The sequence below is a fragment of the Vibrio rotiferianus CAIM 577 = LMG 21460 genome, from assembly GCF_002741985.1.
GTDB classification, from domain to species: Bacteria; Pseudomonadota; Gammaproteobacteria; order Enterobacterales; family Vibrionaceae; genus Vibrio; species Vibrio rotiferianus.
Genome location: NZ_APHW01000108.1, coordinates 298,845 through 325,221 on the forward strand (window position 1 = coordinate 298,845; position 26,377 = coordinate 325,221).

22 protein-coding genes are annotated in these 26,377 nt (G+C 43.4%); 10 read left to right on the forward strand and 12 right to left on the reverse strand.

Annotated features, from left to right (window positions below; genetic code table 11):
• Positions 1-26: 26 nt before the first annotated feature.
• Positions 27-1,388 (forward strand): endonuclease/exonuclease/phosphatase family protein, encoded by a 1,362-nt coding sequence (locus B853_RS23740; protein ID WP_038887239.1) that lies wholly within the window; start codon positions 27-29, stop codon positions 1,386-1,388.
• 74 nt (positions 1,389-1,462) lie between these two features.
• Here the strand turns inward: B853_RS23740 and B853_RS23745 are convergent, their stop codons facing one another.
• The 7 genes from B853_RS23745 to B853_RS23780 form a co-directional block, all read right to left on the reverse strand.
• On the reverse strand, positions 1,463-2,002 hold the full coding sequence (locus tag B853_RS23745) for a phosphatase PAP2 family protein (RefSeq protein ID WP_038887237.1): 540 nt from the start codon (positions 2,000-2,002) through the stop codon (positions 1,463-1,465).
• A 367-nt stretch (positions 2,003-2,369) separates the two neighbouring features.
• Positions 2,370-2,903 (reverse strand): hypothetical protein, encoded by a 534-nt coding sequence (locus B853_RS23755; RefSeq protein WP_038887235.1) that lies wholly within the window; start codon positions 2,901-2,903, stop codon positions 2,370-2,372.
• Positions 2,897-3,283: an MAPEG family protein gene (locus tag B853_RS23760; protein ID WP_038887234.1), complete on the reverse strand. Its 387-nt coding sequence runs from the start codon at positions 3,281-3,283 to the stop codon at positions 2,897-2,899. The genes B853_RS23755 and B853_RS23760 overlap by 7 nt, the downstream gene beginning before the upstream one ends.
• Before the next feature lie 164 nt (positions 3,284-3,447).
• Positions 3,448-4,353, reverse strand: coding sequence for an EamA family transporter RarD (gene rarD / locus B853_RS23765; RefSeq protein ID WP_038887232.1), 906 nt, complete (start codon positions 4,351-4,353; stop codon positions 3,448-3,450).
• 83 nt (positions 4,354-4,436) lie between these two features.
• Positions 4,437-5,159, reverse strand: a complete 723-nt coding sequence (locus B853_RS23770) for a sulfite exporter TauE/SafE family protein (RefSeq protein WP_038887230.1) — start codon at positions 5,157-5,159, stop codon at positions 4,437-4,439.
• Between the two features lie 463 nt (positions 5,160-5,622).
• Positions 5,623-6,603, reverse strand: coding sequence for a chemotaxis protein (locus B853_RS23775; RefSeq protein WP_010452160.1), 981 nt, complete (start codon positions 6,601-6,603; stop codon positions 5,623-5,625).
• A gap of 251 nt (positions 6,604-6,854) precedes the next feature.
• A complete protein-coding gene (locus tag B853_RS23780; protein WP_038886371.1) occupies positions 6,855-7,580 on the reverse strand; it encodes a nitroreductase family protein in 726 nt (241 codons plus the stop codon).
• Positions 7,581-7,871: 291 nt separating this feature from the next.
• Between B853_RS23780 and ylqF the strand changes: the two genes are divergently transcribed.
• Entirely contained in the window at positions 7,872-8,816 is a 945-nt protein-coding gene (ylqF, locus tag B853_RS23785; protein WP_038886373.1) for a ribosome biogenesis GTPase YlqF, read from the forward strand.
• Positions 8,817-9,112: 296 nt separating this feature from the next.
• Entirely contained in the window at positions 9,113-10,294 is a 1,182-nt protein-coding gene (gene cqsA / locus B853_RS23790; RefSeq protein ID WP_038886375.1) for an alpha-hydroxyketone-type quorum-sensing autoinducer synthase, read from the forward strand.
• Positions 10,295-10,340: 46 nt separating this feature from the next.
• On the opposite strand, the gene B853_RS23795 is transcribed toward cqsA, so the two are convergent.
• Both B853_RS23795 and B853_RS23800 read right to left on the reverse strand, forming a co-directional pair.
• Entirely contained in the window at positions 10,341-12,386 is a 2,046-nt protein-coding gene (locus B853_RS23795; RefSeq protein ID WP_038886432.1) for a hybrid sensor histidine kinase/response regulator, read from the reverse strand.
• Between the two features lie 243 nt (positions 12,387-12,629).
• Positions 12,630-13,178 (reverse strand): GNAT family N-acetyltransferase, encoded by a 549-nt coding sequence (locus tag B853_RS23800; RefSeq protein WP_010452170.1) that lies wholly within the window; start codon positions 13,176-13,178, stop codon positions 12,630-12,632.
• A gap of 291 nt (positions 13,179-13,469) precedes the next feature.
• On the opposite strand from B853_RS23800, the gene B853_RS23805 reads away from it, so the two are divergent.
• The 4 genes from B853_RS23805 (at position 13,470) to B853_RS23820 (ending at position 19,022) form a co-directional block, all read left to right on the forward strand.
• A complete protein-coding gene (locus tag B853_RS23805) occupies positions 13,470-14,594 on the forward strand; it encodes a fatty acid desaturase (protein ID WP_038886376.1) in 1,125 nt (374 codons plus the stop codon).
• Between the two features lie 375 nt (positions 14,595-14,969).
• On the forward strand, positions 14,970-16,337 hold the full coding sequence (dcuC, locus tag B853_RS23810; RefSeq protein ID WP_038886378.1) for an anaerobic C4-dicarboxylate transporter DcuC: 1,368 nt from the start codon (positions 14,970-14,972) through the stop codon (positions 16,335-16,337).
• A 226-nt stretch (positions 16,338-16,563) separates the two neighbouring features.
• Complete coding sequence (locus B853_RS23815; RefSeq protein ID WP_038886380.1) at positions 16,564-17,154, forward strand: LemA family protein; 591 nt, start codon at positions 16,564-16,566, stop codon at positions 17,152-17,154.
• Positions 17,154-19,022 (forward strand): M48 family metallopeptidase, encoded by a 1,869-nt coding sequence (locus tag B853_RS23820; RefSeq protein WP_038886381.1) that lies wholly within the window; start codon positions 17,154-17,156, stop codon positions 19,020-19,022. Before B853_RS23815 ends, B853_RS23820 begins: the two co-directional genes overlap by 1 nt.
• A gap of 65 nt (positions 19,023-19,087) precedes the next feature.
• On the opposite strand, the gene B853_RS23825 is transcribed toward B853_RS23820, so the two are convergent.
• Positions 19,088-19,444: a hypothetical protein gene (locus B853_RS23825; protein WP_038886383.1), complete on the reverse strand. Its 357-nt coding sequence runs from the start codon at positions 19,442-19,444 to the stop codon at positions 19,088-19,090.
• 576 nt (positions 19,445-20,020) lie between these two features.
• Between B853_RS23825 and B853_RS23830 the strand changes: the two genes are divergently transcribed.
• Both B853_RS23830 and B853_RS23835 read left to right on the forward strand, forming a co-directional pair.
• Positions 20,021-21,253, forward strand: a complete 1,233-nt coding sequence (locus tag B853_RS23830; protein WP_009704178.1) for an L-lactate MFS transporter — start codon at positions 20,021-20,023, stop codon at positions 21,251-21,253.
• A gap of 95 nt (positions 21,254-21,348) precedes the next feature.
• Positions 21,349-22,965, forward strand: coding sequence for a VRR-NUC domain-containing protein (locus tag B853_RS23835; RefSeq protein ID WP_038886384.1), 1,617 nt, complete (start codon positions 21,349-21,351; stop codon positions 22,963-22,965).
• 19 nt (positions 22,966-22,984) lie between these two features.
• Here B853_RS23835 and B853_RS23840 read toward each other — a convergent pair whose 3' ends face one another.
• Positions 22,985-24,058, reverse strand: coding sequence for a HEAT repeat domain-containing protein (locus B853_RS23840; RefSeq protein WP_038886386.1), 1,074 nt, complete (start codon positions 24,056-24,058; stop codon positions 22,985-22,987).
• 10 nt (positions 24,059-24,068) lie between these two features.
• Entirely contained in the window at positions 24,069-25,391 is a 1,323-nt protein-coding gene (locus B853_RS23845) for an anaerobic sulfatase maturase (RefSeq protein WP_038886387.1), read from the reverse strand.
• A 176-nt stretch (positions 25,392-25,567) separates the two neighbouring features.
• Here B853_RS23845 and B853_RS23850 point away from each other — a divergent pair, with 176 nt between their 5' ends.
• Entirely contained in the window at positions 25,568-26,356 is a 789-nt protein-coding gene (locus B853_RS23850) for a formylglycine-generating enzyme family protein (protein ID WP_038886388.1), read from the forward strand.
• Positions 26,357-26,377: the final 21 nt, after the last annotated feature.

Genomic DNA, 26,377 nt, shown 5'->3' on the forward strand with positions numbered 1-26,377 from the left:
ATCCAATTATAAGGTATGACATACCCATGAAACATTTCAAAACTCCCTTAGCTCTCCTTATTGGCGCAGCACTCTTAACTGGCTGTGATGATGACGATATCAAATATGTTCAACCTCAAGACGTAAAGATCGCCACTTATAACCTTTCTTTTGATCGCAGTACGTTTGAAGACCTTGTAGCAGAAATGCAAGTTGAGCCAGCAAAACAAACGGAACTTGTCACCGCTTACCTTGATGGCACCATCGCAGATGAAGATAAAACAATGGCTGAAAAAGTCATTCAAATCCGTAACGTGGCAGCTATTATTCAGAAAAACCGTCCTGACGTGCTAATGATGGCAGAGTTCAACAACGATGGTACTGGCGAAGATAAAGTGGCACTGGAAGGCTTCCAGAAGAACTACCTATCTATCGCACAAAGCCTTGAAGGCGCAGGCGGCGACGCAAACCTTGAGCCAATCGAATACCCTTACGCAGAATCTTACTCAACAAACACGGGCCTAAACAGCGGCCTTGACCTAGACAACAACGGCACAGCAGGTCAACTTCCTGGCGATGCGTGGGGCTTTGGTTTCTACCACGGCCAGTATGCGTTTGCTTTGATGTCTAAATACAAGATCGATACAGAAAACACACGTACTTTCCAAGAATTCAAATGGAAAGACATGGAAGGTGCTCAAATCCCAACGATTACAATCTGTGACGGTTCGCAAACTATCCCTGATGGCATGGAGTGTGGAGACGACTGGTACACTGCAGATGAGTGGGATGTCGTTCGCCTGTCTTCTAAAAACCACGTAGACGCACCAATTATCATCCCTACAGAGAAAGGTGATGAAGTTATTCACTTACTAATGTCTCACCCTACTCCTCCTGTTTTTGATCCAGGTAAAAACAAAGTACAAAATGGTGCTGAAGTTGAATTCTGGCATCACTATGTACAAGGCAAAGAGTACTTCTACGATGACGCAGGAAACAAAGGTGGTCTAGCGGAAGGTGCGAAGTTTGTAATGATGGGCGACCAAAACCTAGATCCATTGGATGGCGACGGCTTTAGCGACATCATGCAAGCGTTCCACAATGATCCACTGGTAAACCAAGATGTGATGAATGGTGAGCTTTACCCAACAAGCTTTGGCGCAGCTGAGCATGCCGTAGACAAGAACTCTACGCACCCAATTCCAAACCGCATCACGTCTACGTTCGGTCTTGGTGTTGACTATGCAATGCCATCAGCAAACCTAAACGTTGTGGACTCTGGTGTTTACTGGGCCGCATCATACGAAGAAGGTCGTAAGCTGTTCAACGATGCTCGCATCGGCAAGTACGGTAACGGTAAAGATGTCTCTTCTGACCACCGTATGATCTGGATTAAAGCTCAGTTCTAAGCACTGCTGTTCTTACATTTAGATACAACAAAGCCTCGGTTAATACCGAGGCTTTTTACTGTTCAGAACTCAGACTACCAACGGTAAGTGATTGATACACCGACGTCTTCACTCGTTACCCAAGGGACAAGCTGTACATTTTCATCATAAGCATCAGTAAATACATACGCACTTAGGGTACCAAGTGCTGCTCCAGCAAGTACATCACGCCAGTAATGCTTCTTCGCTTCAACTCGCCCAACACCGACTAACGCAGCAACACCATAAGCAGGTAAACCCGCTTCCCAGCCATAACGCAAATAAAGGGTCGTTGCCGAAGCGAAAGCGTTGGCAGTATGGTTGGAAGGAAAACTGTCATTGCCACTTTTATCTGGACGTTCCGCATCAATGGTTGTTTTGCCAATTAAACCAATCCCAGAGGCGGCGCCAATACTAAAGCCTGCTTGCCAAAAGCCTTCCCAATCTCCTTTGTAGGCTGGTACCGCGGCCGCAGTTGCAACCAACCCATAAGCACCAATATCGGTAAGCACATCCCAATCCTTTTCGCTCATTGCATTTACCGATTGCGCAGCAAAAATAGAGACGGCACCAACTAAACGTACAACTTTCTTCATTAATACAACCAATTAGACTTCATATGCGCGCGAAAACTATCACAGCTTTCGACATTATTCGACTGGAAACTGTAACAATTAAAACGTGAATTGATTGTGAAAAAAAAGCCAACCACAAAACTTGTGATTGGCTGTGTATACGTGTGAACAATCTGGTCCACTAACAACGTCAGTTGGCTAGGTGACCCTCGGCTTAAAAGGGTCATAAGTACTACTGCATTCGCCGTGCCAACTTACAGGCGAAATAAAATCAATTGCTATTCAATCACTTGCATTAAAACTCAATTAACAACACCAGCCTTTACATTAAATTGAGTGCATTATGCGAACATCTCTTTGCAAATCGCAATCACTTGCTTTGCAAAACTTACGGCTTACGAGCAAGATCCCGAGCTAAAATAAGCGCTAACCCAAATATCTGAAGAAACAAGCCTATGCTTTTGTACCAAGCAATCTTTTCTTCCAAGGTTGACATCACTTCGCTAATCTCTAAGTTCTCTAGATAGTAACTGTCGATTCGCTCTCTATCATTGCTCTGGGCTTGGTTGATCTCCGACATCAAATTCGATAATTGCGAGACGTTTATAGCACTGACTTTCTTACCTGTCCAAGCTGACAAATGCCCTTGTAAAACTTGACTCACCTCTTCAGATGGCAATTCGAACTGAGCAAGGTGTAAGTGCAATAACAACACTTCCCGCTTCCTTTCTAGCGTTTCAACGCTGTCCCAAGCCAACTGTATCGAATAGAGGTTCTCAGCCTTTTTCTCCGCGAGTAGTCCCGTTTCTTTACCCAATTTATCTAACACGACACTGGTTAGAATAATTGCCGCAATGTTGAGTATTAATCCAACAAGAACAAGCAACCACGCTGGAGGTAAATAGGTCGATTTTTTTACCATAAGTTTCCGTAGGGTAAATAGATTAAGTTAAGAGCCACTAAACCAATCATAGTAAAGAAGGTTAACTTCATCCCTGTCACTCGACCTTTTAGGTCTTCTGCTAATATTCCTCTGGCATGAATGACACGCCCAATAACAAAAGCAATACCAGCAAGATGTATCCATAAAACCGATGCACCATTGTATTCCAGTAGGGCCATTAGAATCAGAGTTATAGGTATGTATTCACTGGCGTTACTTTGGGCACTGCGAGCGATTTGCAGAGACTCAACACCACCATCCGCATAAGCGATTTTGTTGCTGCGACGTTGTTTTATGACTTGAAAAGCAAGCCAGATGAGCAGTAGAGCGAGAGCGGACGCGTAGAGAGCGGTAATCATAAAACTTCCTTCTTTAGATATTGTTATGTTCGAACACTTGCACAGTACCAGCATTCTTTCGAGGCTAACTATACCCAAGTAACCGTGAGATGCTTGGTTGAGCGAGGATCACTTGGGTATATATCTTATATAAGCCAGCTCTATGAATCCAAAGAAGAAATTGACTAAAGTGAGTAGTTTGCCAACTTTTTACGTTTCGATCGCTTTACAACGCCTTCACAAATAGTGAACAACAGACCAACCCAAATAAAGGCAAAAGTCACTGCTTTTACACTATCGAACAACTCACCAAAAAAGACCACGGCCAACACAAATTGAAGGCTTGGTTCAATGTATTGCATCAGACCAACAGTAGACAAGTTAGTGATACGAATCGCGATTGAGTAGAAGATCAATGGTAATATGGTCACTGGCGCACTTCCTAAATAAAGCATGAAAGTCGTCATATCTACCGTAGACGTCAACTCACCTACAGACCACTGCTTGATCAATAAATACGCGAACGCAAAAGGCGTAAGAACCACAGCCTCTATAAATAAAGTTGTGCTCCAATCAAATTTAATTTTCTTCTTAAACAGGCCATAAAGTGAGAAGAACAACCCCATTGTAAGAGCCACTAAAGGTAACTGGCCATATTGAATCACTTGGTACATCACACCAACCGTCACCAATAGGATCGCAGTAAACTGCCCTTTTGAGAGCTTATCGCCTAAGACAAAGACTCCCAGAGCTACCGAAATTAGAGGACCAATGAAGAAACCCAAACTCGCATCAATGACTCGGTTATTCGTTAACGCCCAGGTAAACGCAACCCAAGAGATACACATCAAGCTGCTCGCCACAAACGTATAGCAAAGCGATTTTTTATCTTGCCAAATCACATTCCAGTTGGGCTTGTGACGAGTAATTGCAAGTACCAAAATAAAGCCTACAGGCACAGAACCAATAATACGTAGCGCTAATAGCTCATCCATTGACGCATTTGGCAGAAAGCGATAATAAACAGGCAGCAATCCCCAAATAATGAAGGATAGTGCAGCCATAAAATTGCCGTAACGACTGTTATTCATAACTAACTCGACAAATAAAAAGTGACGCGATTCTATAGAGCAAAGTAAGTTTGTAAAGTGAATTTGAGAACGAAGATCCGCTATTACAAAGCTAGACCTTGAATCACTGCCGTAATACCGCTGACAAAACAGAGTGTCAGCGCGCCAAAGCGAATTTTTTCTTTTGGTAGAGTTTGCGTGGTTTTAATTGCTAACCAGTAACCAAGAGCCCCAGCGGGTAAAAGCGGTAAAGTGATCACCAAATGGTGAAGTGTGAAGAATCCAACCGGAATTTGTACCACTAGCGAGATAATAGAGCTAAAAACAAAGAAAGCAGAAAGATTACCGCGTAACTGGTTAGCTTCTTGATGTTGCAGCAACAAAGCCATTGGAGGTCCACCAATTGCAGAACTTGTACCAAATAAGCCAGAGAAGAAACCAGCAAACGTCATACGACCCGGAGTCGGCTCTATACGAAATGGAAGAACACTGACTGCCACGGCAAAAAGTACAAGAAAACCAATCCAAAGCGTGAGAGCTTCTGTTGAAACAAAAAACAGTAGCGCCCCACCCGCTAACGATCCAGGAATTCGACCAATTAGCGCCATCTTTAAACCGCCAATTTCAACGCTGCTACGATGCTTCATCGCATTCATCAAAGAAATAAATAACGCAACAAGGCAAATTGGAGCAGGCACATATTCCGGAGCCCAAAGAATAAGTAAGGGCGCAGCCACAATAGCCAAGCCAAAACCGATAGCAGTTTGTACGTAAGAACCGAGGAATATCAGTCCCATAGCAAGCAAATTAGTAGAATCGAAACCCATCGACGTCATCTTATATATGATGTAGTTATTGGAGATTTAATTAAATATAAACTACTTATAAATAATAATTTCTCACCCCGTATAGAATTCATCAAAGTTATTAAAAAAACAATCAAAATATTTCCTGATCAGCCTTCAATCACTTCTTCTTTTTCTCGCTATTGAAAGTAGCTAATACGGTTACTGTAATAGATACCGATAATCAGAACTGACCTATACTGTTTCCAGGCATTGATGGTTTGGGTTCAGATTAGAAGATTCTATGGTATCCATCAGGTTCAAGCCCTGATGCAATACTGATTGCAACAGCCTATGCTCCACGAACAAGTCCAATATAATTCAATACGGTATTTTATATGGGTGGCTTCAATCAGCAAACAAAAGTGGCGAGCTCAAAATTCTTCCTTACCTTGAATAAAAGAAAGGCTGCCGATTGGCAGCCTCTTTTAATTTATTCTGGAACTTACGTGAAATTAAACACGTATTTATCCATCATATTCACCATGCGACCAATCTCTGGCTTGGTAATGGTATCATTTGCACCAAGAGCAAGGGCTTTTGCTCGGTTATCTTCACTCATCAGAGACGAGAACATAACAATAGGCATTTCCTTGAATGCTTCTGTATCACGTAGGCGCTTAACTAAGTGCATACCATCCATTCTCGGCATCTCAACGTCTGTAACAACTGCATCCAGTAGCTCTTTCACTGGCAAGTTTTCTTCTTTAGCAACTTCAATCAAACTCATCAATTTTTCATGAGCTTCACCGCCGTCTTTACAGGTTATAACGTTATACCCTGCCGATGCTAACGTATCTTGAATTAGCGAGCGAATAAACGCAGAGTCATCCACGACCATAACTGTCTTGCTATTGCGTTTGCCAACCATTCTTTGATTAAGATCCACAGACTTATCACCTGTAACATCGTATTTTTCCATACTCAGTTCAGGGTTGATATCTGCGATAATCTTTTCGAAATCAAGAATCATGATCAAGTTGCCATCTTTACGCACAACAGCCACGACACAATCTTGTTCACCAGCTTCAAGGAACTGGCTTGGTGACTCAACATCATTCCAAGAAATTCGATGAATACGTGAGATGCTGTCGATCAAAAAGCCATTGGTCATCTTGTTAAAATCTGTCACGATAACGAACTTACGCTCAATATCTTGACGAGTTTGAACACCTAACCAGCCAGCAAGATCAACTAAGGGAGTTAACACCTCACGAGATGAGAATACTCCTATCATGTGTGGCTGAGCGTTAGGATAATCCGTAGTTTCTGGTACACGAATAACCTCACGAACCTTAGCTACGTTGATGCCGTAATAGCATGTCTTCGTCGTGCCATCAGGTAATTTTTTCTCTAAATGAAACTCAATAATTTCAAGTTCATTAGTACCACTTTCTGTCAAAATTGTGCTGGTTACGTTACTCATAAAACCACTTTATCCAAGCTGTAGATCGATCAAGATGAACGATGTCTCCCATAAACATCTGGAAGCAATATTTCCAAGTCTCCTTTTTTAGTCCTTACAATAGGTTTTGTAAATAAATAAAAGGATACTTACTGCACACTTCTCTGCATCGCATTGAAATTTGGTCTCATTTTAGACAAATTCGACCTAGTTTGACTAGCAGAGATTAAGCTCTACATATTTATCGGCATAGAGTTATAAAGCTTTACCTATTAATGCATTTTAACCACCGACTCATTTTCAACGCGGTGTCGAGCTCCATAAATGCCCTCAGGAGTTCTCACTCCACAACTGATCACCATGGTAATTTGATCACTACTACGCAGTCCCAATAACTCCTTTACTCTCTTGGAGTCGAAGCCTTCCATAGGACAAGTATCGTATCCTTTGTCTCGCATCGCGTACATGAACGTCATTGCCGCAAGAGAAACACTTTTATGAAGACAAACACGGAGATCTGATTTACTGACCTCTCGTACCATTGGTTTACTGCGTCCTAACCACCAGCTATAAACCTTCCTAACTGCGCCACGGAAGCCAATCGCATCGTTGTTGTAAACCATAGGGATTAATTTTTCGTAATACTTTAGAGCGCGCTTGGCCGCAACGTCGTCACGGCCTTCGAAAGCTTGACGCACAGTCTCTGCGTTGCACTTTGCGCGCTCTTTCCAGTTATGGGTCGTCGCTACAAATACGACTAACTCATTTGCCGTCTTGGCTGCATTTTGTCCCATACAATAATCGGCAAGTTTCATTCGCTTATCTTCTGAGATCACACGATGGAACTCCCACATCTGCATGTTGCTACTATTAGGGCTGAGTGTCGCGAGTTCTAACGCATGCGCTACATCATCATGGTTAAAGTTTGCGTTTGCATCGTATTTTCGTACGGAACGGCGCGAGTGAATAATTTGTTGAAGTGAAGAAGAATCTGACATCTTTAGTATTCGTGTAATTGATATTGCTAGTTACTCGTTAGTCTACACTTAAGCTGCAAGAAGAAGACACTGTATTTTTAACCACAATTACTTTACCGATTTCACTCCGACAAGCACAGTTTTTGTACACCCGGATAGTTAAACAAGCAACTATACAAGGTCAAACCAACTTTCCGTGTTAGAATTACCTAATTATGCGACGACGTAGCTACCTCTTGTGCTTACGGTATTACCGACACTCTCTTTATATGTCATAGCAAGATTGAGAATTACTAAAGGTTATATATTCAAATGGTTAACAACTCTATCCAGTGGTTTCCGGGCCACATGCATAAAGCCCAAAAAGAGATTGCAGAAGCGATCCCTCAAATTGATGTCATTATTGAAGTGCTTGATGCTCGTATCCCTTTTAGTAGTGAAAACCCTATGATTGCGGAACTCAAGGGAGATAAGCCTGTAGTAAAAGTGCTTAACAAACGCGATCTTGCAGATCCGGAGTTGACTCAAGTTTGGATTGACCACTTCGAGAAAGAGCACAACGTAAAAGCGATTGCCATTACTACCTCTCAACCGTCTGAAGTCCAAAAAATTATGGAGTTGGTACGTAAACTTGCTCCGCATCGCGAAGAAATCGGCAAAAACATCCGCACCATGATCATGGGCATCCCTAATGTTGGGAAGTCGACCATTATCAATACACTTGCGGGCCGTACCATTGCAGTAACAGGCAACCAACCAGCGGTTACACGTCGTCAGCAGCGTATTAACCTTCAAAATGGTATCGTTCTTTCTGACACTCCGGGGATTCTATGGCCAAAAGTAGAAAACCCACACAGTGGCTTCCGTCTTGCTGCAACTGGCGCGGTAAAGGACACCGCAATGGAATACGATGAAGTAGCCTTCTACACGGTGGAATACCTAGCGGCTCACTACCCTGAAAAGCTAAAAGAGCGTTACCAAATCGACGAACTGCCACAATCGGATATCGAGATGATGGAAGAGATCGGTCGTCGCCGTGGTGCATTGCGTGCTGGCGGACGAGTAGACCTTCACAAAGTATCTGAAATCCTTCTTCACGAACTTCGTCAAGGCACACTGGGTCAAATTACTCTTGAGCTACCAGAGATGATTACTCAAGAGCTAATCGAAGTAGAAATCGAAACTGCTCGCAAAGAAGAAGAGAAAGCGAAACGTAAAGAAGAACGTCGTAAGCGTTACCTTCGTAATAAGCGATAAAAATACTCTCAAATACAATTAAAAGCGCGAGTCATCGCGCTTTTTTTGTCACAATGAAACCCAAAATCAACACTAACCAGTTCGCCTATCTGGCCTCAAAAAGTCACCTTAGACTGCCTGTATAAGTAGATTGCATCCCCACAAGCCTATATGCGATTTAGCATAGTTAAAGCCTTAAATATTGAGTTTGCATGGGCTCTCAAACTTATGCAACTTGGGTAATGACACTTCTCTCACAATACGGATCATACACAGTGTCAGCGCTGACGTTTTCTGTATAACGAAGAGAGTATATTATGAGTGACAAAGCTAAAATAAAACCACTTCCTTCCTTTGTTGAGGAGCGTCTGGACTTTTACATCCATGATTTAATAGCAAAAAATCAAAACAAAAAACACCTTGTACTAGGAAAACGCCCAACGGATAGTTCAGTGGTGATGCAAAGCAACGACTACCTATCCTTGTCAAGCAACCGACAGATTCAAGCTGACCACCAGCACGCTATATCAGTAGATGATGATAACGTCGTAATGTCGGCAATTTTTTTACAAGATGAGCAATCTAAGCCTAAATTTGAACAGCAACTTGCTGATTTTACGGGAATGGAAAGTTGTTTATTGTCCCAATCAGGTTGGGCTGCAAATGTTGGCTTATTACAAACGATATGTGCACCACAAACTCCGGTCTATATCGACTTCTTCGCCCACATGTCATTGTGGGAGGGAGCTCGTATCGCTGGAGCTGAAATTCACCCGTTCATGCACAACAACATGAACCACCTTCAAAAGCAAATCAAGCGACACGGTGAGGGCATTATTATCGTTGATTCTATTTACAGCACTATTGGAACCATAGCGCCCCTCGAAACAATCTACGAAATTGCTTCTGAATCAAACTGCGCTCTTATCGTCGATGAGTCACATTCATTAGGTACACATGGCCCTGCAGGAGCCGGGCTAGTAAAAGCACTTGGTTTAACGAGTAAAGTAGATTTTATTACGGTTAGCTTAGCCAAAACATTTGCTTATCGGGCAGGCGCAATCTTGGGCCCGCAAAAGCTATCTCAATCGCTCCCGTTTGTTGCGTATCCTGCTATTTTTAGCTCGACAATTCTTCCTCAAGAAGTTGTCCGCTTGGAATCTACGCTGAACGTTATTAAAAGTGCGGATGACAAACGAAAAGCTTTGTTTGCACGTTCATCATCTTTAAGAACCGGACTAAAGCAGATTGGATTTCAGATTCGTAGTGAATCACAGATCATTGCTTTGGAATGTGGAAGCGAAGAGAACACGGAAAAAGTGAGGGACTTTCTAGAGGAACATGATGTATTTGGAGCCGTTTTCTGTCGACCAGCCACAGGAAAAAACAAGAATATCATTCGTTTTTCTATCAACGCTGATATCACAACGGCTCAAGTCGGACACGTATTGGCCGTGTGCGAAAAGGCTTTCAATAACCCTGAACTAGAATTTGTCTAAATAACTGTTTTAGTACGAATAAACTCGGAGCTCAGTTCGCTGAGCTCTATATCCAATGAGCGATTTTGTCAAACAATCGAGCTTTATCAGCTGGCTTGACGATAAAATCAGACATGCCTGATGACTCTATCTTTTCAAGTGTCACCGGTGAACTATCACCTGTATGTGCAATAATTGGAATCGTCGAGTAAGCACACTTGGAACTACGAATCTTGCGCGATGTTTCAATCCCATCCATCACTGGCATTTCAATATCCATTAAAATTAAATCAATACTTTCAGAACTCAAAGCTTCCAGTGCTTGTTCGCCATCTTCTTTCTGAATAACATCAAATCCCTGCTTTTCTAACAACAACGCGGTGAACTTTCGTAGCGACTCGTTATCGTCAACGACCATGATAGTCCTTCTGTTATCGTGCTCTATTTCTCTAATAGGGGCCGCAGCAGACTCATAATCAACATCAAACAATAACCGTTCGATCGTCGTGTAAGTGTTTAGTAACCAAGCTTGAGTCTCCATCCAGATAGGGAAATAACCAGCCTTAATTGGACGAGATGGTGAATGCTGTTGGAACAAGTAAACGATTCGCCCTTCTGTAAATGATAGAAGTGATTCAATTCTATCCAGCTGTGTTCCTCGGATATCAATACTTTCAAGGTCGACAAAAATCACGTCATACTCGAACTCATACTCTTTCTTATTGAAGACATCTAGCGTATTAATAACATCAAATTGAAACCCCATATGACGACTTAAGTCTGTCGCCTTACTCACAAGGATCTTTTGGTTAGATATCAACAGTACTGATTTCAACTTGATTAACTCATCCTTTATTTCTTCTACTACTGGCGAATTAAGAAGAGGAAATGTCAGCGTAAATTGAGACCACTCTCCAAGCTCAGAGACACATTTAATATCACCACCGAAGGAGCACATGACCTTCTTACAAAATGGTAAGCCTAGTCCATAATTTCCAGATTTACCGGTTGTATAGAAGTCCCTAAAAATGTTTTCAAGAGCATCAACCGAGATCCCAGCCCCATTATCAGTAACAACAATACGGTTGGCATTATCGTTCGACTCAACGGTCAAGTGAATATGGAAGTCTTCTGAACTGCGATGATGAAATGCATTTTTAAATAGGTTGTAAACTACGTACTTTAACAAAGTGTCACTACCTAAAAAGTCAAAGCCACTCCGGATATCGATTGATATTGCCGCCCTATCTGACGCTCGCTTATAGCTGAAACTTTCAATTGAATTTTCAATCACTTGTTGGACATTATGCTTTTTAAAGGTAGCGCGAGAAACTCTATTCTCATCTATTGATGTCAGCAACAAATCGATAGTCTCATTACCTGACTGAATCATTTTCATTGCGTCATCGCTAATCTCGCGCAATAACTCAACATCTTCAATGGACAGTTGATAAGTGTCTTTTTTCTCTTGTTTTGGATCTGGAATAATTGACTGCATCACATCGATGGAAGAGCAAAGCCCGCTTAACGGGTTACGCATTTCGTGAGCAATCCCCGCTCCAAATGACTTAGCTATTGATACTTTCGCTTCATGTTCAACTTGGTTTCTAAAATAAAATAGATTGCCGAAAAGATAGATAAACAAAAAGATCGGAACATGAGTCCAATCCATCGTTATATGCAGGTGAAACCCTTTCGAGGCCCACGCAAAAAACGTAGCCAGAAAAACCCCAACGAACGTTTGGATAAACATCACTCGAGTGATATGGACCAAAAGGATATGCAAAAAAATCGCCGACATAAATGACATAACCCAAACATTGGACCAATCATTCATCAGCAACATATAGAAAAAGAAAAATGGTAAGCAAAGGGTTATAGCAAACTGATAGTACCAATGCATGTTTGCTTTTAGGCGAGAGCTTAATTTGTTTCTAACGATAATCCCGAGAAATAGAAGTGAGCAAAACAAGCGCAGCGGTAAGTTTTCGTATGGCTGTGGGAACAAGTACTCCCATACAATAAAGTACGTCGGAAAGCCAACAAACCCCATCCAACCAACTAACGTCAGATTCGGCTCTGCATACTGGTATACCTTACGCAATGCATCCATACTATCGTGCCAACGACCCATTTAAACCTATTTCATTGAAATTATAGACATAACAACTCTAGAACTAATTATATATCAGTTAATACAGTGATGCAGCGCAGCGATCTTTCTTTTGTTTGTGACACGTGTTTTCTATTTGAGATCTATTGTTTATTTGAGTGCTTTTTAAGCAGCAATAATAGATGAGAGAAACAAAAAAAGCAGCTCTTGGCTGCTTTGTTGTTGAGGTAATACTCTTAAGGATCAGGAGTAAACGACGTGCTCTTCTATCCCAGACACTAATGACTGAGCATTCGTCCATCGAAACACTTTTTCTAATACTTCACTGCCGCCTGGAGCTCGCCAGTTTCGTTCTTTACACTCCTGACCACCAAGATGTCGATAGAACTCGACTGCTTGCGTATTTTGAGACACGACCTCCAAGTAAAGGCCGCTGTCTTTAAAGTATTGTTGATGCCACTCAGCAACAGCTAACAAAAGCTGCTTTCCTATCCCACGACCGCGATAGCCATCATCAACATGCAAAGCCTCAATAAAACTACCACGCTCAAAGTCGTGATTGCCAAACACACAAACAAAACCAAGAAGAAGACCGCCCTCTTCGGCTAAAACGATATGTTGGTTAAATGGTGGATTGGTTAAGCGCGTTTGCCATATCAACAATTTGTCGTCGATGGCTTCACTATCTAAGTAACTGTCACTCAAAACACCACGGTAGTGACGCTTCCAACTGTCCGCATGTAACTGCGCTATGCGTTCATAATCCTTATATTCCGCTACTCGTAATTCCATTACGTATTCCTATGTTTTCTATTGCTTCTCTAGCTAGCGTTGGCATTTTCCACCTCATATACCGCTAATTATTGGTAGATACTTCAAACCTAACGCCTCAGCTCATTGATTAATACTACTCATTATTCATTTAAAAGCAAAATATCCCACTCTAAGCTGCCAATAATGCGACATTTCTTTTAGTGATAGAACTGTCACATCTCGAAACAAAGTCAAATAACTATGATTTGACTTACACGTGTACGCTGATATTCTAGCGTACAGTTGTTAGCTCAAAGTTAGGGACACATTGTGAAGCATAATAAACCACCACTCATCTGGTTGAATATTTTGATATTTTCTGCCAGTTTCATTCTCACCTTTGTTGTACTACCTTGGTATGCATACCGCTACGGTTTAGGTTGGGAACATCTGACCTGGGGCATTATTGCCTTTAGTTTCACCAACCTCTCTATTACAGCGGGCTATCACCGCCTTTGGAGTCACAAAACCTACGAAGCTCACCCAGTTTTACGATTCATCTTTGCCATCGGTGGTGCTTTCTCTCTACAAAACAGTGCTATGCATTGGTCATCTGATCATCGAGTTCACCACAAACATGTCGACGACAACGACAAAGACCCCTACTCAGCTAAGCGCGGTTTTTGGTACTCGCATATTGGTTGGATGCTTCGTGATTACAACAAATCAAGAGAGAACGAGTACACGAACTGTCGCGATTTGAAGCGCGACAAAATCGTTGTGTGGCAACACAAGTATTATGTTCTTTTGGCTATCGCGACTAACATCGGGTTCCCACTGGCTCTTGGGCTTCTATACGGTGATATCTGGGGAATGTTCCTGATCGTTGGTGCTGCTCGTCTGTTCTTGAGCCATCACACCACTTTCTTTATCAACTCATTGGCGCACGTTTGGGGCAAGCAAACTTTCACCGACAAAAACACCGCTCGCGATAACGGCATTTTGGCATTCTTTACCTTTGGTGAGGGCTATCATAACTTCCACCACATCTTTGAGAACGATTACCGCAATGGCGTCTACTGGTGGCACTACGATCCAACCAAATGGCTAATAAAATCATGCTCTTGGTTAGGTTTGACGACGAAGCTTCGCACGACTTCGACATTTCGTATTGAGAAAGCACGAGCAACTCAATTATTGAAGAAAGCCAAAGAGAAACTAGAGAGTAAGCCAAACAGCCAATCGATTAGAGATCAGCTTCAGAAGGAATTCGATGCACTCGTACACCACATGCAAGAATATTACGAAGCACGTAAAGAATTGCTGGGTGAGAAAACAGCAACGGTAGTGAAAAAGTACGAACGTTCAGTATCAAAGCTGAAATACGAACAAATTAAGGAAGAATTTGAACGTCAACAACGCAGTTGGAACCTCTTAGTTCGACGCTACGCATAACGTGTAACTCGCGCTTCAATATAAAGACGTCTAAACAAAAGCTCCGTTCATTCGGAGCTTTTTTGTTCAACCAAGCGTCTTTAACGTGATCCAGCTCGAACTATTGCTTTTCCCACTTTTTAATCATTTCGTGCGATTTTTATTCGACAAATTGTTCATATTTTCGTTTCATTAAAAACAACAAAACCAGTACATAACACCTGAAAAACGTAATTTAAACAATATAATCCAACGCAATTATTTATTAATCTATTATTTGTTTTAGATCATGCTAGCTCTAATTTAGTCTCGTGCCACAGGAAAGAATTCTGTAAATTCCTAGACATAAACTGAAACAGTTTCTTTCTTTTGTTCATAATATTTGGAGACAACCCTATGTTAGAGCTCTTAATTGGCTTAGCAGTGACCATTGCTGTGGGTTATTTCATCGTCAAAGGCTATAAAGCTGCTGGCGTGTTATTAACCGCAGGTATTAGTTTGCTTCTTATGACTGGCATTCTTGGCCATGACGTTCTGCCATCAAAAGTAACCTCAACGGGTAATATGGTGACGGACGCACTAGAGTACGTAAAATACATGCTTCAATACCGTGGTGGCGGTCTTGGTATGCAAATCATGCTACTTTGCGGTTTCGCGTCTTACATGACGCATATCGGCGCAAACAATGTAGTAGTAAAACAGTTCTCTAAACCGCTTTCTGTTATCAAGTCTCCATACGTCCTTTTGGTAGCGGCTTACATCGTGGCATGTTTGATGTCTCTTGCAGTGAGTTCAGCAACAGGTCTAGGCGTCCTATTGATGGCTACCCTATTCCCTATGATGACAGCGATGGGCATCTCTCGCCCAGCAGCAGTTGCAGTGTGTGCATCACCAGCTGCAATCATTCTTTCACCAACATCAGGTGACGTAGTTATCGCTGCAGAAAAATCAGGTCTAGCGCTTGACGTGTTCGCAGTTCAAACCGTACTTCCTGTTTCTATTTGCGCGATCATCGTAATGGCAGCGGCGGCCTTCTTCTGGAACAAATACCTAGACAAGAAAGAAAATACTCCAATGGAGAGAATCGACGTATCTGAAATTAAAGCAGATGCGCCAGCATTTTATGCCGTGCTACCTTTCCTACCAATCATCGGTGTATTCCTATTCAACGGCCGCACAATCCCTGGTCTAAGCCTAGATATTTACACCATCGTAGTTGGTTCAATTTTCTTGGGCGCCATTATTCACTACGTTGTGAACAAGTTCGATGGCAAGAAATCTCTTGAAGATCTAGACTCATGTTACGCGGGCATGGCGGATGCGTTCAAAGGCGTAGTAATGCTGTTGGTAGCTGCGGGCGTATTCGCGCAAGGTTTAATGTCTATCGGTGCAATCGACAACCTACTTCACCTAGCAGATAACGCTGGTGCAGGCGGCGTTGCTCTGATGCTGCTCCTAACTGGCCTTACTGTTGCAGCGGCAATCGCAACAGGTTCTGGTAACGCACCATTCTACGCGTTCGTAGAACTTGCTCCTTCACTGGCTGCGAAGATGGGTTTAAACCCTGCGTTCCTAATCATCCCAATGCTTCAAGCATCTAACCTCGGTCGCACTATCTCGCCAGTATCTGGTGTAATCGTTGCGACTTCAGGTATGGCAAACATCAGTCCGTTTGAGGTAGTAAAACGCACATCAGTGCCAGTTCTAGCGGGTCTGATTACAGTGATCATCGGTACTATGGTTCTTGTACCAATGTCAGCATAAGCGCTAATCACAATCATCTAGTTCGAACAAGCTCGGCAGTTTTGTCGGGCTTTTTAATTTGTATTCCACAGACCTTGTCACCACCTTTCCCCTCTTTGATACCTCGTACTGAATACGCAATACGTTCCATAATTACAAAACATTGCACATTATAAGTAAGTCTAATTTGCTTAATATCTCAACTACTTATATAAAGTCCAAATACATTCACAAAATGGAACTTACTATGACTTCACTTATTGTTTTCATCGTCATCATTTTGCTTATCGCGGTGTTTGCGGTCAGTATTTACAACAAACTAGTGACGCTGCGTAATCGCTTTAAAAACAGCTTTGCTCAGATTGAGGTTCAGTTAAAACGTCGTTACGACCTGATCCCAAATCTTGTCAGCACAGCGAAAGGTTACATGGAACACGAAAAAGAAACCTTCGAGCGAGTCATCCAAGCGCGTAACCAGGCAATTTCGGGCTTGAAAGCAGCAAGTGACGCGCCAGACAGCGATGCGGCAATTAGCCAACTGGCACAAGCAGAAGGCATGCTACAAAATGCACTAGGTAAGTTAAACGTCGTCGTTGAAGCTTACCCAGAACTGAAAGCCAGCGAAACCATGACTCAGTTGCAAGAAGAACTAACCAGCACGGAGAATAAAGTCGCTTTTGCTCGCCAAGCTTTCAATGATGCTGTTACCAGCTACAACACTTACAAACAAACTTTCCCACCAGTCTTGTTTGCCAATATGTTTGGCTTCCAAGATGGTAAGTTGCTGGAGTTTGCAGACAGCGAAGCAATCCAAGAAGCACCAAAGGTTGAGTTCTAATGGATTTTTTCGACCATCAAGATACCGCACGTCAGCGTACCGGGCTTTTGGTGTTTCTGTTCTCCTTAGCGGTATTCGTCATCACGGGTTTGGTCAGCGTCCTATCGATTGGTATTTACTACGGGGTGACCGGTGAGCCATTTGATCAAAACACTGCCATTAGCTATGTCTTGTTGTGCTTTGCGGGTGTCGTGTTGATCGTTGCAATTAGCTCGATGATTCGCCTATCTGACCTATCTTCGAACGGCGGCCGAGGCGTAGCTGAAAGCATCGGTGGCAAGCTGATTTCCTCTAACACGATAGATGCCAAACACAGGCGATTTCTTAACGTAGTGGAGGAAATGTCGATTGCTTCAGGGATTCCCGTTCCTCCTGTTTATGTGATGCAGGAAGAACGAGGTATCAACGCGTTTGCCGCAGGGATGAGTATTGATGATGCTGTAATCGGTGTCACGCAAGGCGCACTAGACACCTTCACACGCGATGAATTACAAGGCGTGATTGCTCATGAGTTCAGCCACATCTTAAACGGTGACATGCGCATGAACACACGTCTAATTGGTGTTCTGTTCGGCATCACTTGCATTGCCCATTTCGGTCATTTGGTGTTAGATAACACTCACCACACCAGTCGCGTATCAAGAAGCTCTTCCGATTCAGAAAAAGGTTTTGCGGTAATCATGCTGATCGCGATCGTGTGTTTAGTTCTTGGTTGGGTTGGTACTTTATTCGGCTCGATGATCAAAGCAGCCATCTCGCGTCAACGCGAATTCTTAGCTGATGCGAGTGCGGTTCAGTTTACTCGTAATGACCAAGGTATTTCAGGTGCTTTGAAAAAGATTGGCAGTCATGCATCTGGCTCAAGCCTAAAAGCGAAAGCAAGTAGCCAAATGAGTCACATGATGTTTGGGCAAAGCAGTTTGTCTGGCTTCACTGGCTTATTCGCTACTCACCCGCCTCTCGAAGAACGAATTCGCCGTATCGAGCCAAGTTGGGATGGCAGCTTTTCGCGCGGAAGTCAGCGCCAAACTTCAGCGTTTGAAACTGGACAAGTCAGTGGGTTTGCGTCGGATGCCGATTTTGGCTCTCAAGCTCTTAAGACTCGAGTCGAAACGCCAACTTCTTCGGAGTTGAGTGAAACAGGTAGACTGCTCATCAGCCAATTACCACAAGACTTAGTCGATATTGCACGTGAGCCCTACAGCTCTCGCTTTATTGCATTGCTGCTGATCTTTGATGGCAGTGATGTGCAGCGTGAGATGATCAAAGGCCACATTCCTATGGTTTCACACGCAAAACTATTACCGTGGTTGGATTACGAACTGCCAACGCATCTGCGTCTCCCTCTATTAGAGCTTGCAGTCCCAGCCCTCAAAGCACTCAGTGAAGGTCAAAAGAACAGACTATGCCAAGTGCTACGAGAATTATCCCAAACCGATAATCACTACTCACTTGGAGAATGGTGTGTCATTAACTTACTGGAAAAGCAATTACTTGCCTCATTTGCTTTTACTCGCCAGAGTAAATCACTGATGCAATTGATGGAGAGTGTTCATTGGCTCCTGAGAGAGTTAGCCTGGGTAAGTCACTCAGAAAAAGACAAAGCACAATATGCTTTCAACAGTGCGCTCACCTCTTTAGGCCTACCGAAAACTCAGTTGCCAGACGCTAACCAAGACTGGAGATTAAGCCGAGCAGCGTTAGAACTTTTACTACAACTTAATCCTAAACAGCGTATTTTGTTCGTCAAAGCATGTCGTTTAGCAATTGAGTCTGACGGTCAGATCACCGTTGCAGAAGGCGAATTGTACCGAGTGATAGCGTGCTTCTTGGAAGTACCAGAGCCACCGCTTACTGTAACGCTGTAAACACAGAAAGTAAAACGCCAGCGATGATCGCTGGCGTTTTTGTATTCGGCTATAAGTGACGCTGATTAAGCAGCTTTAAAGCGCTCTGGAATCTTAGTGATGCTTTGACGATAGCTGAACCACAAGTAGGTCACGGCTAGTGAGAAGAACAAGTAAGACAAAGCAAACACGATAGGAGACGTAATCAGCTCAGCTGACATACCCCACATCACACCGACCACAGTAATCGTCAATTTAGACAACATGCCACAGATCAGTAAGAACAAAGCAAGCTGTGGGAAACGCGAACTACGGAATGCGAAGAAGTAGCAGCTACCTACTGCAAGCGATGCAATAGAAAGACCTAGCATGAATGAATGGATGTGATCTGCTGATGCGACACCTGCAGAAATAGAAGCCATAAGTAATAGGAACAATTTCATAAGTCACCTCACTACAAGTAGAGAAAAGCATCCTTTCATTAATGAAAACTCATTTTGCGCCCTATTTTGCTTATCTATTTAGCAATTACAAGCACATTTTTTGCTCACTTTGTGTTCAACCCTCCCCTTTGAATCTAGTTATTACAAGCAGTTAACATTCTCGAATTTATAAACCCTTTAGATCCTGCACTTACAAAAAGCAGTCTCTATTTTGGCCACTTTTGTTACAGAACATTAACACTTAAACATTTTGAAACTTTTTGCTTAAACTGTGAGCCAAACACCCATGTTCGAGCTATCAACCTTGTTTCACTTAGGATCTCACTACCAAACCAAAGCTTCTTTACGTTAGATCAACATTTTCGTCATATATAAAACACCCTCATTACAATCATTTTTAATGTTTCAAATTTTTTTTAGCTACAGGGGTAAAAAGAGATTCCAATCACACATTTATTGGTTATAATCCGCGCTCATTACGTTATGTGTTGAAAAACGCAAACTTATTTTGAGTAAACCTTATCTTTAAACCGACCCCTCTTTGCTATCCGCCAAGAGGTATTACTGAGAACAAAAATGAGCAAGATTGATAAAGCTATGCGCATCCTGTTAGCGGGATTCTGTATCAACCTTTGTCTTGGCATCCTGTATGCTTGGAGTGTATTCAACAAAGCACTAGTGACTGAGTCAGGCTGGAGCGCAGCAGAAGCATCTGCACCTTACGCGACTGCAACTATTACTTTCTCTATCTGTCTTCTTGTTGCAGGTATTCTTCAAGACCGTATGGGTCCACGTTTGATTCTTATCCTAGGTACTGTTCTTACAGGTCTAGGCATGATCGCGTCTGGTTTTGTTAACTCACCACTAATGCTGAACATCACTTTCGGTGTGATCACTGGTGCAGGTATCGGTTTTGGTTACGCGTGTCTTTCTCCTTCAGCAATGAAGTGGTTCCACGCATCTAAGAAAGGTATGGTTAACGGCATCATCGCAGCAGGTTTCGGTCTTGCAGCTATCTACCTAGCTCCTGTGACTTCTGCGCTGATCGACAGCATGGGCATCCAAACGAGCTTCCTAGTTCTTGGTGTTGGTATCCTTGCTATCGCAGTTCCTCTAGCAGCAACAATCAACAACCCACCAGCGGATTACACGCCAGCAGAGCCTAAAGTAAAAGAAGGTCAAGCGCCTAAGGTTGTGAAGAAGTCTGACGACCTAACTTGGAAAGCAATGCTTAAAACGCCACAGTTCTACTCTCTATGGATCATGTACGCGTTCGCAGCTTCTGTTGGTCTTATGATCATCGGTAACATCACAACTATCGCAAGCGTTCAAGCTAACCTACCAAACGCGGTTTACCTAGCGTCTATCCTTGCGGTGTTTAACTCAGGCGGCCGTGTAGCAGCAGGTATGCTTGCAGACAAGATCGGTGGCGTTCGTACTCTTCTTCTAGCGTTCGTTCTACAGGGCATCAACATGGTTCTGTTCGCAACGTTCAAGACTGAGTTCACGCTGATCATCGGTACAGCAATTGCAGCAGTAGGTTACGGTACGCTTCTAGCAGTATTCCCTACTCTAACGGCTGAATTCTACGGCCTGAAGAACTACGGCACTAACTACGGTGTGCTATACACAGCATGGGGTATCGGTGGTGCAATCGGTGCTGCTGTTGTTGGTTTCTCAATGACTAACGGTGACGGTTACGGGCTTGCTTACACTATCTCAGCAGTAATGATGGCAGTGTGTATCGTACTAGCGTTCATCACTAAACCGCTGACTGAAGCGAAAGTAGCGCAACTGAAAAACGCTTAATCGCCAGTCCCGTTCTATTTATCTAATAGATCTGCAGAAATTGATTCGAAAAAGGCTTAACCTATGGGTTAAGCCTTTTTTATTGTTAGTTGGTTATGGAAAACACCGTCGAACTCGCGCCAGATTACTATCTCGATAACTTCTTTAAACTCACTCAGCACGCTACCGAATGGTACAGCGACTTACTTTGCTCAGATGAGCACCAATGGCTATCCGCGTTTGAGAACTTGAACAAACCCGCACAGTGTCTTCTTGTTCGCCTATACAGCCGTAAAGGTTGCTGGTTTCGAAGCGACAAACTCAACTATCAAGAAATCGAGAATATCCAGTCTGCTTTGGATGAATTGGCAGCTCATTACTTTGTCTCGCTCTCCCCTGAACTAACAACGCAGGAGTTAGCAGCAAATCTACTGACCAAGCCTGAGATCGTCACGCTCTACCCTGAGCATCCCAAATCCCTCAAGAAAGAGGCATTAGTGGCATGCCTGAGTGAAGAGCGTTTCGAGCTATTTGAGGCTCTGGCTTTCACGGTGATTAAGCTTAACTCCGCACACATGATTGATGTTTTGCTGACGCTGTTTTTTGCTAATACCCATCAAGACCTCAGCCAGTTCGTGCTCGATGATTTAGGCTTACACCAATTCGAACAATACCAGTTAAGTAAAGCACGTCGATTTTTCGAGAGCAGAGAGCAAATCGACCGTCTTATTGAGCTCAGCCAGCTCTCCAACCTTTATTGGCAATGCGAAAGAAAACAAAAAGATAACCTCGATATTCTTATCGAAGCGATGCCAGAACGGGTTGAACATCGCTACGTCGACCGTAAACGTGAGCACATGATTAACGACATTGCCCGTGATTACGAACGCATAAACGAACTTGGGATTGCAATTGCCTTGTTTGAGACAACGGCACTCAGCCCAAGCAGAGAACGTCGAGCTCGCATCTACGACAAGCTGGAACAAAACGATTTGTTTAGTGACATTGTCACTGAAATGCTCGCTCACCCTATAGATGTTTCCGAGCTTGAAGTGGCACAAAAGCTTGAACAACGCGTTAAACGTAAACAAGGATTGAAAGTCCCGAGAGCCACCAAGCAAAAATGCAGCGAATACCATATCGAATTGGATCTCTCCCAGCAACGTGTGGAGCTAGCAACAAAAGCACATTTCGAAAGTTTAGGTTGGACCGTTTTCTATTCCGAGAATACCCTACTCAACGGCTTGTTAGGCTTAACCTTGTGGGATGCGATTTTTGCACCGATAGAAGGCGCATTCATTAACGCTTATCAACATCGACCATTGGATTTGTATCACGCCGATTTTGCCGATAAAAGAAAGCAGCTTATCGACAATACACTTGAGCAAGTTCAACAAGGGAATACACAGGCGTTGTTTGATACATACAGAGATAAAGTTGGGATCAGTAATCCTTTCGTCAGTTGGGCATACATGAACGAAGAGCTGATATCCCTCGCACTTGAACATATCCCTAATGACCTGTTGGTCGAACTGTTTAACGTGCAGTTAAGCGACCTAAAACTCTATCGAAACGGTATGCCGGATTTGATTGCATTTAAAGATGGGAAGTTTGAATGGATAGAAGTGAAAGGTCCGGGCGATAAACTCCAAGATAACCAATGGCGTTGGATCAAGGAGTTCAATCGCCTCAATGTGCCGTTCTCAGTTTGTTATGTAACAGCACAAGCTTAGGGAAAGAGCCAGAATAGCCTTAGCTTCTTGCTTTGGCGTTCTTCTGTCCTTTCTTCTCTTTCAATTGCTCAATCACGTAGCTTGGTGCGACTTTCTCTAGTTCGCCCAAGCACTCATCGGTTTTCGGGTTGTCGTAACGAACATAAATATCGCAAACCGCATAAAGCTGTTCCGGCGCACCAGAAATCAAATACGCTTGCTCAAAAGACTTCACCGATTTGTCTAAGTTGTAGTCTTCTTGCAGTACACCATTGAGATACCAGTAGTAGCTGTTATCTTTCGCCATCTTGGCCGCTTTTTCGATTTCTTTTGCTGCATTCTTCTTCTCATCCAAACGCACTAGTGTCAGCGCTTTCGAGTAATGCAAAGACGCATTATCAGGATGAAGCTTAATTGCAGAATCCAACGTCTTCACTGCATCAGCATCGCGTCGCTGAGCTCGGTAGTTGTCCGCCAAGCTTAACCAGATTTGTGGATTCTCCGGCTGAGTGGTCACTAAAACTTGATAGATTTTATCTGCTTTATCCCATTCATGGTGCCAACGATACACATCTGCTAACAGCAGTTTAGAGCCGTCGTCTTTCTTGTGCTCTAAGTAGCTGATCAGTTCAGCAACCGGGGCTTCAAGCATTTGCTGTTGCTCGCTGCTCACATTAGAAAAGTCACGCACTAAGTTGGTCGCTGCAGTAATACGAACCATCGCCTCTGGATCACTCAACAGTGGCTCAATCATGCGCCAACGATGTTCAATCGTGTAAGGTTCTGCTCCGACAATCGCAGCTTCACGAACCGCAGGGTCTTGGTCTTGAAGGCTGCGTGCAACCGCTACCAGCGCGTTTTGGCTTGGGTAATTCGCCAACTCATGCAGTGCTTCAATACGTTTTTCAACGGGCTGTTTGATGTCCTGCGCTTGATAAGACAACTTCGCAACCATTTGCTGTGGCGACATCTGCGCTGAGTTTGCTTTTTGAGCGCTTGTCACGCTGGTAGAAGAAACTTGGTCCGGTGCCAGCAAAGTTTCATCCTGTGCGGCAACAGATTGGCTAACCGTGACGCCCAGAGCGATGGCTAATAACGTTTTTGTGAATGTCATATCAATCCCCTTAAAATTTGGTTTCGAATACAGGACGCTTCGCCGCTTGTTGGCGTAACACCGCATCACTGAATTTGCCATGTGCCACAGGGTTCCCCGTAGCGCGAAGAATGTATGCCATAGCCTTATCAGCATGAGAGAAGAACTTTTTCCAACCTGCACACAGGTAGTTTAACCCTGGTTCACCATCTTTGGTGCGAATGAAACGGTTTTTCGGACACTCGCCGTAGCAAGCGAATTGGTAATCACACTGTTGGCACTGCTTGGTTAGCGAGCGAGTCTTGGCAAAGCCAAACTTTTGCTGCTCAGGACCATACGCCAACGTATCTAATTTTTCGTGGTGGATATTGCCAATCTTGTATTCTGGGTAAACGTAGTGGTCACAAGCGAAAACATCGCCGTTTGGTTCCATTGCCAAACCTTTGCCACAAATCTCGCCCAGTGTACAAAGTGGGTTTTTGCGCCCCATCCAAGTCTCTACACTCGCTTCAAAGTACTGCACAAACACTTTGCCAATGTCGTGTTGAATCCACTCATCAAAAATCGCGATAAGGAAGTTACCCCACGCCTCGTCTGCCACACACCATGGCTCAACCACAGAGTCTTTGTGACCAGGAATCAGACGCTTGTCGCCTTGTTTTAGCTGCTCTTGCGGCTCCCATGTTTGAGGAGCTGTAGTACGGAACGTTTTTTGTTCCACGATGGGAATAAACTGCATTTGTGGAGAACGCACTTCATCACGCAGGAATCGGTACACCTCAAGAGGATTGCGGCTGGTTAGATTGTTTACACAAGTTAGTGTTGCGAACTTCACTTCGTGTTTGTGCAGCAGTTCAACAGCCTTCATCACTTGGTTAAACGTGCCACGCCCTGCACGGTTGGTTCGGTAAGCGTTGTGCATCATTTCTGGCCCGTCGATACTCAAACCGACCAAGAAGTTATTTGCTTTTAAAAATGCACACCAATCATCGTTGAGCAACGTACCGTTGGTTTGCAAATCGTTTGAAATGACCACGCCTTCAGGCTTGTACTTAGATTGAAACTCAACAATCTTTTTAAAGTAATCCAAGCCCAACATCGTTGGTTCACCACCCTGCCAAGAGAAGATGATTTCCGGCGTGTTCTGTCCTTCAATGTACTGACGAATATAGGTTTCTAACGTCTCTTCATCCATCACAGGCGTGCAGCCTTTTTTGTACTCAAGTAAGTCCTGTTTGCTGAGGTAATAGCAGTAAGTGCAATCAATGTTACAAGCTGCCCCAATAGGCTTTGCCATGACATGCAAACGCTTAGAGGCTTTACCGTTGAACTGAGGACCTTGAGTAATGTGCATACGTCACCTTTTTCGTTATGAAATGCAGCTGAGAACGCTCATAAGCCTGCCATTCTCACCTTGATGACCTAATCATAAATCCCATTAATACAAGAGGCTTGTTATACCGTTTATAACCTTTTTTCATAGCGTTTATTGCTAATATTTATCGTGACTTTTTTGGCGAGAAACTATTGATGAAATCATTTAAAAGCAAATCGTTAACCGCACTTTCCATTCTATCATTCAGCGTATTAATGAGTGGTTGTGCGACTCAATCACCGCACCCTATCGCGCTCAACATTGATCAAGACATGGTGTTAGTTGAAGGCGGTTCATTTGTCATGGGATCGGACAGCGACTCCGCCAAGAAGGCAGAAACCCCAGCACGCGAAGTAAAGGTAGACGGCTTCTACATTTCCAAATTCGAGGTCACTCAAGAATTATTCGAATCTGTCATGGGTTCTTCAATGAGTTACTTCCAAGGTGCAAACATTCCCGTTAATAACTTGAGCTGGCAACAAGCAAATTACTTCATTGAGAAGTTGAACGAACTGACTGGTGAAAACTACCGCTTACCGACAGAAGCGGAATGGGAGTTTGCCGCAAAAGGTGGTAACAAGAGCCAAGGTTTCACTTTCGCAGGCTCAAACAACATTGCTGATGTGGCGTGGTACGTCGATAACTCTAAAAACCAAGCTCACCCAGTTGGTCAAAAGCAACCCAATGAGCTTGGTCTGTATGACATGACAGGCAACGTTGGTGAGTTCGTTATTGATGCTTATGACGACACCTTCTACCGCTTTGGCCCAACCGAGAATCCGAACAACGCTAAAGACGAAAAAGCAGGCCTAGCACACAAGTCCGTACGAGGCGGCAGCTTTGCCTATGATTCTGATGAATCAGAGAATTTCCGTCGAGACTTCGCTAGCCAGTCTATAATTATGTCGGACATGGGACTTCGCCTTGCTAAAGATGCTGATTAAGCACGATTACGCATGAGAAGC